The organism is Actinomycetospora sp. CA-101289, assembly GCF_050955895.1.
Classification (GTDB): Bacteria; Actinomycetota; Actinomycetes; order Mycobacteriales; family Pseudonocardiaceae; genus Actinomycetospora.
In genome coordinates this window covers 4528040-4542272 of sequence record NZ_CP192093.1, presented here as the reverse complement: position 1 = coordinate 4542272, position 14233 = coordinate 4528040, and the positions used below count along the sequence as shown (strand labels likewise).

Annotated in this window: 15 protein-coding genes; 4 read left to right on the top strand and 11 right to left on the bottom strand. The window is 73.4% G+C overall.

All coding sequences use genetic code 11. The annotated features are described in order from the left end of the window. Positions 1-12: 12 nt before the first annotated feature. Complete coding sequence (locus ACQPX6_RS22625; RefSeq protein ID WP_433782651.1) at positions 13-987, bottom strand: helix-turn-helix domain-containing protein; 975 nt, start codon at positions 985-987, stop codon at positions 13-15. Positions 988-1107: 120 nt separating this feature from the next. After that, complete coding sequence (locus ACQPX6_RS22620) at positions 1108-1701, bottom strand: TetR/AcrR family transcriptional regulator (protein WP_433782650.1); 594 nt, start codon at positions 1699-1701, stop codon at positions 1108-1110. Positions 1702-1824: 123 nt separating this feature from the next. Between ACQPX6_RS22620 and ACQPX6_RS22615 the strand changes: the two genes are divergently transcribed. The 3 genes from ACQPX6_RS22615 (at position 1825) to ACQPX6_RS22605 (ending at position 3163) form a co-directional block, all read left to right on the top strand. Continuing rightward, positions 1825-2376: a hypothetical protein gene (locus ACQPX6_RS22615; protein ID WP_433782649.1), complete on the top strand. Its 552-nt coding sequence runs from the start codon at positions 1825-1827 to the stop codon at positions 2374-2376. A gap of 112 nt (positions 2377-2488) precedes the next feature. Continuing rightward, positions 2489-2674 (top strand): hypothetical protein, encoded by a 186-nt coding sequence (locus ACQPX6_RS22610; protein WP_433782648.1) that lies wholly within the window; start codon positions 2489-2491, stop codon positions 2672-2674. A 78-nt stretch (positions 2675-2752) separates the two neighbouring features. Beyond that, positions 2753-3163 carry a hypothetical protein gene (locus ACQPX6_RS22605; protein WP_433782647.1) on the top strand — a complete coding sequence of 137 codons (411 nt, stop codon included), beginning with the start codon at positions 2753-2755 and terminating at the stop codon, positions 3161-3163. A gap of 36 nt (positions 3164-3199) precedes the next feature. On the opposite strand, the gene ACQPX6_RS22600 is transcribed toward ACQPX6_RS22605, so the two are convergent. From ACQPX6_RS22600 to ACQPX6_RS22570, 7 genes are all read right to left on the bottom strand, one after another. After that, positions 3200-3610, bottom strand: coding sequence for a VOC family protein (locus ACQPX6_RS22600; protein ID WP_433782646.1), 411 nt, complete (start codon positions 3608-3610; stop codon positions 3200-3202). 155 nt (positions 3611-3765) lie between these two features. Further along, on the bottom strand, positions 3766-3987 hold the full coding sequence (locus ACQPX6_RS22595; protein WP_433782645.1) for an ANTAR domain-containing protein: 222 nt from the start codon (positions 3985-3987) through the stop codon (positions 3766-3768). Positions 3988-4121: 134 nt separating this feature from the next. After that, the gene (locus ACQPX6_RS22590; RefSeq protein ID WP_433782644.1) at positions 4122-4838 is read right to left on the bottom strand and encodes a GAF and ANTAR domain-containing protein; all 717 of its coding nucleotides are present in this window, start codon (positions 4836-4838) and stop codon (positions 4122-4124) included. A 293-nt stretch (positions 4839-5131) separates the two neighbouring features. Further along, positions 5132-5878, bottom strand: coding sequence for a GAF and ANTAR domain-containing protein (locus ACQPX6_RS22585; RefSeq protein WP_433782643.1), 747 nt, complete (start codon positions 5876-5878; stop codon positions 5132-5134). Positions 5879-6059: 181 nt separating this feature from the next. After that, on the bottom strand, positions 6060-8072 hold the full coding sequence (locus ACQPX6_RS22580; protein WP_433782642.1) for a protein kinase domain-containing protein: 2013 nt from the start codon (positions 8070-8072) through the stop codon (positions 6060-6062). Between the two features lie 304 nt (positions 8073-8376). Further along, entirely contained in the window at positions 8377-9567 is a 1191-nt protein-coding gene (locus ACQPX6_RS22575; protein ID WP_433782641.1) for an AI-2E family transporter, read from the bottom strand. Between the two features lie 61 nt (positions 9568-9628). After that, positions 9629-10300, bottom strand: coding sequence for a GAP family protein (locus tag ACQPX6_RS22570; RefSeq protein WP_433782640.1), 672 nt, complete (start codon positions 10298-10300; stop codon positions 9629-9631). Positions 10301-10454: 154 nt separating this feature from the next. Between ACQPX6_RS22570 and ACQPX6_RS22565 the strand changes: the two genes are divergently transcribed. Then, complete coding sequence (locus ACQPX6_RS22565) at positions 10455-10733, top strand: hypothetical protein (protein ID WP_433782639.1); 279 nt, start codon at positions 10455-10457, stop codon at positions 10731-10733. On the opposite strand, the gene ACQPX6_RS22560 is transcribed toward ACQPX6_RS22565, so the two are convergent. Together ACQPX6_RS22560 and ACQPX6_RS22555 are read right to left on the bottom strand one after the other, a co-directional pair. Continuing rightward, positions 10703-12016, bottom strand: coding sequence for an arabinosyltransferase C-terminal domain-containing protein (locus ACQPX6_RS22560; protein ID WP_433782638.1), 1314 nt, complete (start codon positions 12014-12016; stop codon positions 10703-10705). The genes ACQPX6_RS22565 and ACQPX6_RS22560 overlap by 31 nt on opposite strands. Beyond that, positions 11959-13995 (bottom strand): arabinosyltransferase domain-containing protein, encoded by a 2037-nt coding sequence (locus ACQPX6_RS22555; protein ID WP_433782637.1) that lies wholly within the window; start codon positions 13993-13995, stop codon positions 11959-11961. Before ACQPX6_RS22555 ends, ACQPX6_RS22560 begins: the two co-directional genes overlap by 58 nt. Positions 13996-14233: the final 238 nt, after the last annotated feature.

The window sequence follows — 14233 nt, the reverse complement described above, 5'->3', positions numbered from 1 at the left end:
CGGGCAGGCCGGTCACCGGCGGCGGAGCGTCGCCCCCGGCGCACGTCCGTAGACCCGGCGATAGGCCTGGGAGAACCGGCTCACGTGGCTGAAGCCCCAGCGGTGGGCGACCTCCGCCACCGTCGTCCCGCCCGGCTCCGCGGCGCGCAGCTCGGCGTGGGCGCGCTCGAGGCGGACGAGTCGTAGGTAGGCCATCGGCGTCGTGTCGAGATGGCGGCGGAAGCCGTCGTGCAGGGTGCGGGTCGGCGCGCCCGCGAGCCGGGCGAGGCCGGTCGGGGTGAACGGCTGCGCCGGGTCGCTGCGGATGGCCTCGACGGCGCGGCGCACCGGCGTCCGGCTCCAGCTCTGCGGCGGGCGCGCCAGCGCGTCGCGCCACCGGTGCTCGGTGGCGTGGACGAACCCGCTGACGACGGCGTCGTGCAGGGGCGCGGCGATCATCGGGTGGGAGAGAACGCTCGGGGTCGTGCGGGCCTCGTCGCAGAGGAGCCGGACCAACCGGTCCCAGCGTCGCCCGGGGCCGCTGCGCAGGTCCACGCGGGGTTCCAGCACCGGATCCGGTGGCACCGCGTGACCGAGCTGCTCCTCGAGCGCCTCGTTGACCGCACGCCGGTCGATGCGCACGGCGTAGGAGTCGTACTCGTCGCTCGTCGTCATCGCCACCGGACCCACAGGGTGGTACACCGCCCCCCACCCCGGCGTGACCTCCACCGCCCGACGGCGGTGGCGGGCGTGCATGGAGCCGGAGGCGGAGTAGTTGACGTAGTAGCAGTCCTCCAGGTCCGCTGTCCCGATCTCGAGACCGGAATTGATCTGGGACACCCCGACCGCCAGGGCACCGAGGACGACCCCGTCGAAGCGGAAGTCGTAGCTCGCCGTGCGGTCGACGAGGTCCATCGACGTCGTGAAGAAGTCCTGCCCCACCGCCGCCTTCGCGCCGTCGAGGTCGTGCTCGCGGAACGAGAAGAACCCCGCCGGCCCCGGTGCCACCCGACCAGCGTAGGCGCCGGCGGCGGCACGACCGCACGTCGCGGGGCCAGCGGGCTGACGGCGAAGAGCACGACGCGGGCGAGGTGCTCGACGCCTTCGGGAGACGTTCTGCGCCGGGGCTCAGTGCAGCATCGTCAGCAGGCCCTCGACGCCGCGACGGAACCCGTCGCCGACGCTGTCGACCCCGTCGAGGTGTGCGCCGGCCATGGCGCCGTCGCGGATCAGGACGAAGTGCCGGGCGGCGTCCCCGGGCTTCCCGCGCCGCGGGGAGTCGCCGAAGACCTGCGCGAACAGCTCGGCGAGCGTGGACTCGTACCAGGCCCGGTGCTCGAGGACCACCCGGCGGACCGGGTCGTCGGGTTCGGGGTACTCGTTCGCGGCCTTGAGGAACGCGCACCCGCGGAACCCCGGTCGAGCCAGGTCGTCGGCGACGGCCGTGCCGAGCGCACGCAGGGCCTCGGCCGGCGACGGCGCGGCGTCGACCGTGGCCTGCACGTCGGCGCGGACCTGCGCGTCGACCCCGTGCAGGTAGGCGAGGACGAGGTCTTCCTTCGACGGGAAGTGCCGGTAGAAGGTCGCCCGGGTGGCCGGGGCCTCGGCGAGGATCCGCTCGACCCCGACCGCCCGGATGCCCTCGCGGTAGAAGAGCCCGCTCGCCGTGGCCAGCACCCGCTCCCGGGCCTCGGACCGGCCGGCGCGGGTCGGTGTCGCCATGGGCGAACGGTAACAGAAAGAACGGTCGGTCTTGCCGTGGTGGAAGACCTGTGCGACGCTCGGCGCGTCAGCAGAGAGAACGTTCGTTCTCCCTCGCGATCCGCTCGCTCGGAGGGACCCCCCATGGCCACCACGACCGCGGCGCCGCCGGCCGGTGCCGCACCCCTGCGCCGGCTCCACCTCGCGCGGGCAGGCTTCGCCCTGGTCTGGGCGGTCCTGCTGTTCCTGACCGCGTCGAGCACCGTGGCCGCCGCGGTGCTGCTCGTGCTCTACCCGCTGGTCGACGTCGCCGCCGCCGTGGTCGACGCCCGGTCGCGCGAGGCCGGGGCCCCGGTCGCCGGTCTCGCCGCCACCGTCGTGGTCAGCGCCCTCGCCGCCGTCGGGCTGGCCGTCGCCCTCACCTCCGGGGTCCCCGCCGTCCTGCGCGTGTGGGGAGTGTGGGCCGTCGTCGCCGGCGCCGTGCAGCTCGTCGTGGCCGTCCGCCGGCGCGGGGTGGGCGGCCGGTGGGCGATGATCGCCAGCGGATCGATCTCCGTGCTGGCCGGCGTGTCCTTCGTCCTGCTGGCCGCGCGCCCGGACGCGTCACTGGCCGGCGTGGCCGGCTACGCCCTGCTCGGCGGGGTCTTCTTCCTCGTCTCGGGGCTGCGCCTCGGGCGTGCCGTCGGGAGGGGCTGAGCCCGCCGTCGGTCGACATCCGGGCCCGCGCCGAAGTGATGTCATGGTCTGACAAACGGCTGCTGACCTCGCCGCACGGCGACCCGGGCCACAACCTGCGACCATCGCGATCGTGTCGGCACCCTGGGTGGGCATGTACGGCGCCGCCGCGTTCCCGGGCACCGCGCTGACCGACGAGGAGTTCCGCGGCGAGCCGGTCAACAAGGTGTTGGGCGTCGAGAGCGACATCTTCATCGGTGCGGTCTGCCTGACCGTGCTCGGGATCGCGTTCGGCCTGGAGCGCCGCAGCCGCCACTGACACCCCACCGCAGGGAGGCGGCCTGATCCCCGCGGCCGCAGAGGTGACCACGGGGCCGCCCCGTGCCAGGGTGGGCCCGTGCTCGGAGCAGAGCAGGTCGCGCAGGCCTACGCCGGGTGGATCGCGCACGGCGAGCCCGAGTTCCAGGCGATGATGCGGCGCGATCTGCACGACCACGTCAGCGGACGACGCGGGCCGGAGACCTGGGACATGGTCTGGGGCTGGATCGAAGCCAGCTTCGACGAGCGCCGCGCGGAGCTGCACGGCTGGGGCCGGCTCGACGACGGGCGGATCGCGGTGTGGGTGACCCTGCACGGTCGGCACGTCGGCCGCGGGATGCCCTGGCTGGGGGACCGGGAGCCGAGCGGCGCCCGGGTCGCCTGGAAGCAGCTCCACGTCTTCGCCACCGACGGCGAGCACCTCACCGACCACTGGGCGGTCCGCGACGACCTCAGCGTGATCGAGGCCGTCGACGCTGCGGACGGCTGACGGGGGAGGGGCGCGTCGCCGGACCTCGCGTCCCGCTCACGCGCTCCCGAAGTCAGCGGCCGTCATGCCGGCGGGGTGTCCGGCCGGCCACTGCACGAGCTCGATCCGGTAGCCGTCAGGGTCGGTCAGCCAGGACGTCCGCACCCCCGGTCCGGGCTCGGTCGGTGGTTCGGCCGGAACGCCCCGGGCGGAGAGATCGGCGATCGTCGCGTCGAGGTCGTCGGTCTGGACGACGAGGTGGTTGACGGCGTCGGTGCTGGTCACGGGCCGGGCGGGGTCGTGGACGAGCTCGAGGCTGACGAACGGGTCGTCGGGCAGCGCGAGCATGGTGAGGCTGCCGAAGGCGGTCTCGGGGACGCGGCCGACCTCGACGTAGCCGAGGGCGGTGTAGAAGGCCAGCGAGCGGTCCCGATCGGTGACGCGGAGACCGAGGTGGAGCATGCGCATGCACCGCAGCCTAGGAAGACGCCGTCACGACACGACCCCGCCGCTACGACGAGCGACGGGGCCGGGGGCACGGGCCTTCCCGGATCGCGGGTGGCCCGAAGCGTGGGACGGCGCCTTCGCGAGGGCCGCCATCTCGAAGGTACCGCTAGAGTTCCTCAGAGGTCGCGCTGTCGGGCGTGGTGCCCGTTGCGACGGGAACCTGGGAACGGGGCGAGGACCTCGTCCGCCATCTCCTCCACGGTGATCCCGTGATCGCGGGCCCGGGTTTGCAGGAGCTCGGCGGCATCCTCGACCGGCACTCCGAGGCACGCCACGAGCGCGCCTTCGGCCTGGTGCACGGCGGCGGGGAGCACGAGCAGGGCAGGGTTGTCCATCATCGGCCTGTCGCCGGGGGTCCCACATGGTGCGGCGCGGGGGCGCAGCGACGGCAAGGCCCTGACCGACGATGGTGTCACTCTCCGGGTCGTGCCACCGGCTTGTCTACGCCTGACGGTCCACAGAGTTGCGGCGGTCAGCTGAGGTCGATGGAACCGTCGAGGACCCCTTGCGCGACGTGGGTCAGCCGTTGGCGTCGGGAACGTGCGTGACCACGCAGGAGGGCGAAGGCGACGTCGAGGGTCAGCCCGTGGCGCGCGACGAGGAACCCCTTGGCCTGCTCGATCACGACCCGGCTGGCGAGCGCCCCTCGGAGCTGCCCGTTGACGGTGTCGAGTTCGTGCACCGCGCGCCGGTGCAGGAGCCCGGTGGCCGACGCGGTGGCCAGCAGCGTGCCGGTTCGCCGGTCGGCCTCGCTGAGCGTGCCGGAGGCTCGGCGGAGCAGGTTGATCCCGCCGACGGTCTGGTTGCGCAGGCTCAACGGCAGGGCGTGCACCGCCCGGAATCCCCGCTCCCGGGCCGTCCGGGCGAAGTCCGGCCACCGGTCGCCGTCCTGCTCGAGATCGGCGCACACCACCGTCTGGCCTCCACGCACCGACTCCGGGCACGGACCCAGCTCGGTACGGGCCTGCATCTGGTCGAGGTGGCCCGCCGCGTTGTCCGTCGCGGCGACCGGGATCGGGTGGCCGCGCTCGTCCAGCAGCAGGACCCCGGCCGCGTCGATGTCGAGCAGCTGCACGCAGGCGAGGACCAGGTCGTAGAGCAAGCCGGCGACGTCGAACTCCGGGCCGAGGGTGTCGGTGAGCGCCAGCACGAAATCGGAGACGTCCCGCGCGCTCTCGGTGGAGCTCATCGGACTCCCTCCGACGAGGGAAGCGTCGACACCGCCTCGTCGTGCAGGCCCGGCGGGCGACCTGCCCCTCGTGGGCGTCCGTCGCGCGGTCTAGGTGGCCCTGTGCGGGTCCGATGGTAGCCCTGTTGCACCACCCCACGAAGGGAGACAGGGGCCGGGTGCCGCCGCCGGCCGCGGATCGGTGGACGGCGGCTCGTCGGCGCGAGATCGACGGTCAGGCAGGGGGCACCTCGACGGGAGGACCCGAGAGACGTAGGAGGACGTCCGGACACCGCCTGTCCACCGGGTGGTCTCTACGGGTGTGCGCTCGTGTCGTGTGGTCGGCTCTTCATCGGATCGATGGTGCCGTCCAGGAACTTGTGGGCGACCTCGGTGAGGCGCTCGCCGTGGCTGCGGGCGTGGCTGCGGAGCAGCGAGAAGGCCTCGTCCACCTCGATGCCCAGGCGTTCGGCGAGCATCCCCTTGGCCTGCTCGATGGTCACCCGACTGTCCAGGGCCGTCTGCAGCTGCTCGACGAGCTGGCTCAGCGTGTCGGCGGTCCGGTCCTTGATGATGCTGATCGTCGCGATGTCCGCGAGAGCCTGAGCGGTGAGCAGGTCGGTCTCGGACACCGCGCCCACCTGGTTGCCGAAGAGGTTGAGCGCGCCGATCACCGTGTCCCGGACCCGCATCGGTCGCGTGTGCACCGAGCGGTAGCCGCGGTCGTGCGCGTGGGCGCTGAACCTCGGCCATCGCCCTCTCGCGTGGTCCAGATCGAGGCAGGTGACGGGTTGGCCCTGTCGGAAGGTGTCGAGGCAGGGGCCCTCGTTGTTCTGGAGCTGGAACAGCTCCAGCAGCTCGGTGCGCTCGTGGGAGGAGGCCACCGTCTGGAGCGAGCCCTTCCGGTCGGTCACCATGATCCCGACGGTGTCGACGGCCAGCAGCTCGACACAGGCGATGCTCAGGTTGTACAGCAGGTCGATCACGTCGTAATCGGCGACGAGGGTGTCGGCGAGGCTGACGAAGACCTCCCCGAGCCGCTGCTCGCGTGGCTTGCCCATGACGGCATTGTGACCGGGACCCCCAGTGGCCGCTGTCCTGGACCGGAGAAGACGGGCCACGGAGGACGACGGGGTGGGTGGCGGGACCTCCCGAATCGGCCAGCAACTCCCGGTACCGCGCTTCCGCATCGAGCCCCCCGACCCGATGGCGCCGACGAGTGGTGCGGGGTTGCCTGTGTCGTCAGCTCGGCTGGACGTGGACGACTTGGTTGCGCTCGGCGTCGCAGAGCCAGACCGTCCCGTCCGCAGCGACGGTCATGCTCTCGACGCCCCGTCCGATGCCGACGATCGGTTGGCCGAGCGGTCTGCCGGCCGGGGCGTCGTATCGGGCCAGGGTGCCCGCGAACGGGAACGTGACCCAGAGGACGTGGTTGCGGACGTAGAACACCCCAGCGCCCGGGACCGGGATGGCCGGTCCGCTCGCGTAGGTGCGTTCGTCGATCACCTGCAGCCCGGTGTCGGAGCGCTCCGAGCAGCCCACGTAGATCGTCCCGTCGTCGACCATCAGACCCCCGCCGCACGGCAGGTGCATGGGCGGAGGAAGCGCCTGGCCGCCGTCCAGGCCGATCCGACTGATCGTGGAGTCCCCGCTGTTCATCACGTAGAGCTGCGTGGGACCGGCCCACGCCGGGATCGGTCGCGGTCCCACCGGGATCGGTGCCCCGAGGACCCGGCCTGTGCCCGCGTCGATGCGGGTGACGGTGTTCGCCTCCCGGTGGGTCAGCCAGATCGAGCCGCCACCAGAGACGATCATGCTGATGCGGGGAGACGTCGACACCACGGGACCGACCGCTCCGGTGGTGGTGTCGACCCTGACGACGGAGTCGTCGAAGTTCCACACCCAGAGGCCCGTCCCGTCGACCGCCAGTCCGTTGGGCTGCCCACCGACCTGGATGCTGCGGACAGCACCCGACACGGGGTCGATGTCGGAGAGCGTGCCGTCGTCCTTGTTCGCGGTCCAGAGGTGGCCGCCTGCCTCCACGAGGTCCTGCGGGTTGCGACCGACCGCGATCCCGGGTCCGGTGATCGTGCCGGCCGCCTCGGTGGCGGGGTCGCTCTGGCTGGTGGAGATCACGGTGACCACGGTGGCCGCCACGATCAGGACTACAGCTGCCGCGAGGACCTTCCACCAGAGCCGGCGTCCGGGTGGCGGTCCCGTCGCGACGGCGACGGCGTCGTGCCGGACGGGGGGCACCACCCGGGGTAGCGGGCTCTCGGGCCCGGGACCGATCGTGGCCACCGAGCTCGCCGGCGGCCACGGACCGACAACTGTGGGTCCTCGCGGCGGCAGGACGCTGAGTGAGAGATCCCCGGCTCGCCGGGTGGTGCCGGGATCGATGACGGGATCGCTCAGCGGCCACCCCTGCTCGTGTTGCACCTCACGGAGCCGGTTCGCGAAGGCGAGCACGTCCACGGACCGGTGGTGTGGATGCTTGGCCATCGCGGCTTCGAGCGTCGCGCAGAGTCGGGGCGGCAGCCCCGTCCTGCGCAGGTCGGGCACTGGCTCGCGCATGATGCGCGAGATCATGGCGCTCGCCGAGTCTCCCGGGCGGGAGAAGGGCGGCCGGCCGGTCAGCAGGGTGAACAACGTCGCCGCCAGGCAGTAGAGGTCGGCGGCGGGGCTTGGTGGCTCTCCGTCCAGGACCTCCGGCGCAGCGTAGGCGAGGCTGGCGGTGACGACGCCCGACTCCGTGCGCTCGCGACCGGCGACCCGAGCGATGCCGAAATCGGCCAGCAGCGGTTCTCCGTACGGCGAGATCAGGACGTTCTCGGGCTTCACGTCGCGGTGCAGGATCCCGATGTGGTGAGCGCTGGCCAACGCACCGGCGAGCTTCACTCCCACGTCGACCACCTGGTGCGCCGCCATGCGGCCCACCCACGGACCGTATGACCCTCGGGAGAGGTACTCCATCACCAGGAACAGCGAACCGTCGTGGAGCACACCTGCGTCGTAGACGGTGACGATGTGGGGATGCTGCGCGAGTCCACCCATCGCACGACATTCCCGGTCGAAACGCAGACGAGCCGCGTCATCGATCGTCCAGGACCAGGCCAATTTGATCGCGACGACTTGGCCGAAGGTCTCGCGGTGCGCGCGGTAGACCGCGGCGAACCCACCTTGTCCGATGCGGACGAGGTCGCGGTACCCGGGCACCGCCGGGATGCTGGGATCCCGCACGACCTGCTCCGTCATCAGCTGTCCCCCGACCAGTTCGCTCTTCCAGTTTGCCGCTGGAGCCCCGTCGCCGTGGGCTTCGTCCGATCAGCGCTGGCCGTTACAGCGCGTGGCCGACGTCCCTCGATCGCTCCACCAGTGAGCTTCCTGCCGCTCGAGCCACGGCTGATGGTCGAGCGCGCGAGGTCCTCGACGGTGAGGGCCTCGGTGGGGACGAGCACGACCCGGTACGAACGGGCTCAGCACGCGGTCGCCGCGGCACGGGGGTGTCGCCCCTGCTGCGCGGCGTGTGGTGTCCACCTCGGGTACCGATGTGGCGTGGTCACGTGAGCGGCCGGCTCTCGGGCGCGGGTGCGGGTGCCGCGGCCGGTGCCGGCCCCGCGGCGTTCGTCCGGAGGAGGGCGTCGGCCCACCGCGCCCGGGGGTCGATGTCCACGAGCAGCGCCTTGGCCAGCAGGGTGAGCGGGATCGCGAGCAGCGCGCCCAGCGGACCGAGCACCCACGCCCAGAACAGCAGGGTCACGAAGGTGACCGTGGCCGAGAGTCCGACCGAGTTCCCGACGAAGCGGGGCTGGATCAGGGACTGGATGACCAGGTTGAGCAGCGAGTACACGACGATGACGATCGCGAGCAGCTGCCAGCCCCCGGTCAGCAGGGCGAGCAGGGCCGGCGGCACCAGGCCGAAGATGAAGCCGACGTTCGGGATGTAGTTCGTGATGAAGGCGAGCACGCCCCAGAGCACCGCGAGCGGGACGCCCATGATCTCGAGGGCGATGGTGTCGAGCACCGCCACGATGAGCCCGAAGACCGTCGTGACCACCAGGTAGCTGCGCGTGCCGCGCGCGAAGCTCTCGAGGGCACGGACGACGTTCGGGCGCTCCGCCCCGATGCTGTCGAGCCGGAGGCCGAACGTGGAGGCGTCGGCGATGAAGAACAGCAGCAGCGCCAGGACCAGGATCACGCCAGCGAGCACGCCGGAGACCCCGGAGAGCACACCGCCCAGGGCGCCGACGATCGAGCCGAGGTTCGCCGAGCTGGTCGCCGCCTGGATCTGCGCGGGCCCGATCCCGAGACCGGCGAGCAGGTGCTCCACCGACGCGACGAGGGCGTCGAACTGGGCCGTGTACTGCGGCAGCACCGTCGCCAGCTGCCCGACCGAGACCAGGAGGACGAGCGCGAGCGCGAGGAGGCCGACGTAGATCACCAGGAGCAGCGCCAGCGTGGCCACCCAGCCGGGCCATCCCCGGTCCCGCAACCACCGCTGCACCGGGTGGGCGGCGATGACGATGATGAGCGCCAGGAACACCGGCCCGACCAGCCACGCGAGCGCGCGTATCCCGGCGACGATGCCCACGGCGGACACGCCGCCGACCAGCAGGACGACCGCGCGCGGCATGCTGCTCAGGGGCCACGGCGCGAGAGGTGGGACGCCGGCCCCGTTCGTGGCCGGCGTCCCCGCGTCCGCCCGCGGGTCGTTCTCGGAGGACGCGGCGGGTTCCGGCGCAGGGGTCATCGAGGCAGCATGGCCGCCTCGGCCGGGCCGCACCTCACGTCCGGAGGATGACTCGCGCCCCTCACCGGGTCGCGAGCTGGTAGACGCCCCGGACCACGAGGTACACGCCGACGAGGACGAACACCACGACGACCAGGCTCCTGCGGTGGGCCTGGACCCACGCGGTGAGCCTTGCGGCGGTGTCCCGGGTGGTCTCCGGTCGCCACGTCCAGGACACGAGGGCCGTGAGCGGGACGGCGTACCAGAGCAGGTTGTAGAGGCCGACCTGCAGGAGACCGCTGACCAGACCCGGGCGGCTCGCGACGATGGCGGCGAGCGCGCCGAGGTAGAAGACCCCCGGGAGGTGGGTGGCCACGCCGGCCAGTGCCGCGCTCGAGACGGTCGGCTGGCTCAGCCGGCGTCGCACCGCCGAGGGAGGGCGGGCCGGGCGCGCGACCGCCGGTGCCTCCGGGGGCGTCCGCAGCCCGTAGTACAGCGCGGCGCCCAGGGCGAGCACGCCGAGCGCGACGTCGACGAGGTCACGACCGGTGGTGCTGACCGTCGGTGGGGGTGGGTTGATGTGGACGAACGTCACCGCCGCGATCCCGACCGAGAGGCTCAGCGCGAGTCCGGCCACGAGGTAGGCGATCAGCAGCGGCGCGGGCGAGCGAGCCGCCAGGAACGCGTAGACGGCGGCCACCGACGTCGGGCGCACGACGCTCGCCAGACCCAGGACGACGACGTCGCCACTCACGACGGGCGCCGCCGCGCCGGGTCGGTCGCCGTGCTGTCCCGTCCCACCCGACACCTCCTCCTGCGGACCGCCGCCAAGGTCGTCCATCCCGGGCCGGGAGACATCACCCGTGGAGGATGGGCGTCGCCGCGGCGGGACCGCCTATCGATGCACCATGTGCCTCTTCATCGTGCTGCTCCTCATCGGACCGCGAGCGGTCATCCTCGTCTGGGGTCTGGTCGCCCCGCTGCAGTGGAGCGCCGTCTTCGGCACGTTGTTGGTCCCGATCCTGGGCTTCCTGTTCCTGCCCTGGACCACGTTGACGTACATGCTCGTGGCGGGAGGCGGCGTCGTCGGCCTCGACTTCCTCTTCCTGGCGCTGGCCGTCGTGGCCGACATCTCCAGCTACGGCGGCGGTAGCGCCTACCGCCGCCGCAGGGCCGCCGCGGCCTGATCCACCGGACGGGGGGAGCGGACCGGTGGCGGGTCGCCGTCGGTGCCGGCGATCGTGGTGGTCTGCACGGTGACGTCGTAGGCGTCGGTGGCGAGGTCGCCGTAGTCGGGCACGAGGACCCGGCCCCAGCGGCGCTCGGGTTCGCCCCGCAGCCGGGTGTCGAGCTCGTCCACGCTCCCGGCCTGGTTCATCCCGGCGAAGCTGCCGCCGACGTCGATGCCCGTCGCCAGGCCGAGGGACCCCCCGACCCACCGCTCGGGGACGATGTCGCTCGGCGTCCCCACGTCGAGGAGACGCTCGCCGGACCCGGGATCGGCGGGACCCGCGGGCGTGGTGACCACCGCGCCGGGCGCCTGGGCGATCCCGCCCGCCACCCGGGGCAGGTCGCCGAGGCAGGGCCAGGCCGAGGCGATCGCCCAGTCCGTGAGCAGCGGTCCGCGGCCGGCGAGCCAGCGGTCGAGGGGCAGCACGTCGACGACGCGCGGGCCGGTCACGGCGACCCAGACCGTCGCGTCGCTGCGGTCGTCGGTGGCGCGCAGCCGCACCCGGTCGGCGCCGGCCGGGAGGTCGCCGGGGACGACGGTGAGGGTCCGCCAGCGATCGCGGTCGGGTGTCTGGTCCTGCAGCCGCTGCTGCTCGGCGTCACCGGCGTAGCCGCGGTACCCGCGCTCGGGCTCGGGGAGCTCGCGGACCGGCTGCGCGCCCAGGACCTGGGTGCCGCGGGCGAACTCCCAGGTCACCGATGCCCCGTCGTCGGTCCGTCCCGCGACGCCGACGGCGAGCTCCTGCGCGTCGCCCAGGCCCGGCAGTGCGAACCACGGCGTGGTCAGTTCACCGACGCCGGCCTCCTCGTCCTTGCTGCCCCAGTGCGGCGGGGCCCGCCCGTCGTCGGTGTCGGTGTCGGTGCCGGTGTCGGTGTCGGGACCGCTGCGGGGCTCCCGTTCCGGACGCCGGGGCGGTGGGTCGGCAGCCCCGCCGTCGGCGGCGAACCCCTCGAGGACGGCGGAGGATCCTCGCTCGGGTAGCAGCGGGCCGCCGGCGACGGGCTGGAGCACCTCGACGCGGTCCTGGAGGCCGCACGCGGCCCGGGAGGTCGGGTCGGCCACGGCGGCGCGGTTCTGCGCGGCGAGCGAGTAGCGGTCGCCGCGGTCGCCGGCGGTGGCCGCGGACGTGGTCAGGATGCCCACCGAGGTGACCGCGACGAGCACGGCCAGCACCGCCGCGGTCAGGGCGGGCAGGGCCGACGGCCGACCGGCTCGGCGGGCCAGGAGCAGCAGCACCACGGCGACGACGGCCGCGACGCCGGCCCACAGGAGCGGATCGTCGAACGGGCGCTGGGGCCCGGTGGCCGCCGGCATGCCGATGTTGGAGTAGCCCCACCACGACCCCGGCCGCTGAACGCGGCCGCGGCGGCCAGCACCAGCCCCGCCGTGGTCACGGCGCCGACGACGCCGAGGCGCGCGTCGGCGCGGCGGGCCTCGGCGACCAGGCCGACCACCACGACCACCGTCGCCACTGCGCCGAACCCGGCGAGGGCGCCGAAGTGGTGCGACCACTTCGACGGCGTCACCGCCAGCAGCACGAACCCGGCGGGCAGCAGGGCGAGCAGCACCGACGGTCCCGTGGTCCGCAGGCCGCGACGAGCCAGCAGGACCAGCGCCGGGAGCGCGAGCACCAGGCCGAGCAGGACGGGCAGGCGCTTGGTGGCCGTGCCCCAGTTGTCCTGGCCGAACAGGTAGGTGTAGCGCAGCCACTCGGCGTACCAGGGCTGGCTCGGCCCGATCTGGTCGTGGACGGTGGTGGAGACCAGCACCCCGTGCCAGGACTGCTGGGCGAACACGACGGTGACGGCGACCGCGGCGAGGCCGAGGGGCACCGCGATCCGCGCGAGCAGGAACAGTGCCGCCTCCGCACGGGACGCACGGTCCTCGACGCCCGCCCCGCCGTGGCGCAGCACCTGCCACACACGCGGCGCGCACAGCAGGAACGGCGCCGCGCCGACGATCCCGGACGGTGCGACGGTCGTGGTCAGCGCCGCGACGCCCGCGGCCACCGCGAGCATCACCGCGGGCCGGGCCGACGGCCCGGTCCGGTGGCGCACAGCACGCAGGACCAGGGCCAGCACCGACGTCGTGCCGAGCGCGACCAGCGATTCGGGGCGTGTCCCCAGGTCGTAGGGCAGCCACCACACGGCCAGCCCCAGCGCGGCCAGCAGCCGGACACCGACGCGGTCGGCGAGCGGACCGAGCACGGGTCGCAGCACGCCGCGCGTGACCACCAGCCACAGGGCGAAGCAGGCGAGGACGCTCGGAGTGCGCAGCGCGACGGGGGAGAGCCCGTCGTCGAGGAACCACTGCAGCACACGCTGGGACGACGCGAACGGCGCTTCCGACGCGTCGTACCACCGGTAGTAGTTGCCGACGTCCCCGCCGAGGGACTGCCGTGCGATCACGGTCGCGAAGCCGTCGTCGTCGGTGACCGGCCCGACCAGCGACCACCAGCCCAGCACCGTGGCCACGACGGCGTCGATCGCCAGGACCGCGATCCGCCGGAGCGCGTCCGCGGGCCGGCGCGGGAGCCGCGACATGGCGTCGGCGAGGCGCACACCCGAGGGGGCGTGCTCCGCCCCGGCCGTGATCAGGACGCCGAACACCACCAGCAGCCCGAGCGCGACGGTGGCGAGCTGGAGCTGGAGGGTGATCAGAGCCGACTTCTCCGGCGTGGACGCGTTGTCGAACCACGCCGGGGTGCGCGCACGCAGCGACAACCCGGCAGCGTCGGGTCCGGTGAGATCGGTGGTCACCGCGAACACCTCGGGCGTCGGGTCGCCGGGGAACACCGACGGGGACGCCGCGCCGGAGGCCACGGTGAGCCCCGCGCCGTCCGCGGTGACGGTCAGTCCGCAGTCGCCTCCGGGGACGTCGGGTCGCACGGAGCGGCCGGTGGCGAGCACCTGCAGCTGGCCGTCCTCCGCGCGCACCACCAGACCGTCGGCGCCGCCGGAGGTGCTGGTGGCGATCAGGGTGGTGCGACCGCCACGGTCGAGGGCACCGCGGATCGCCGCGCACGGCACGGAGACGGTCAGTGCCGCCGGGCGGTAGGGCACCAGGAACAACGTGGTCGGGGTCGGGTCGCCGCCCGCGCGTGGCCAGGTCACCGTCGACGTCGACGACTCCACCGGGGCGACGGCCACGAGCCCGGCGACCAGCACGGCGGCGAGACCGGCCAGCAGGGCGGCGAGCGCGACCGCGACCCGGGCCACGCTGAATGACCTCCCGGGCACCGTCATGCGCAGCGAAGCTCCCTCGGGTCGGCAGCCCCTTCCGCCTCGACGGGGCGACATCGATGGGCCGTTGCCCCGAACGTCCGTACGCCAGGTCCAAATGGTTCTGTTCGCCGCCGAAGCTCCCGCCCGGTGAACCCGAGAGGGTCTTGCGGCGTACGCCCGGGCGTGCCGACGACGACGCACGACCCGGGCCTCGCTGCCGGGCCACGTGCCG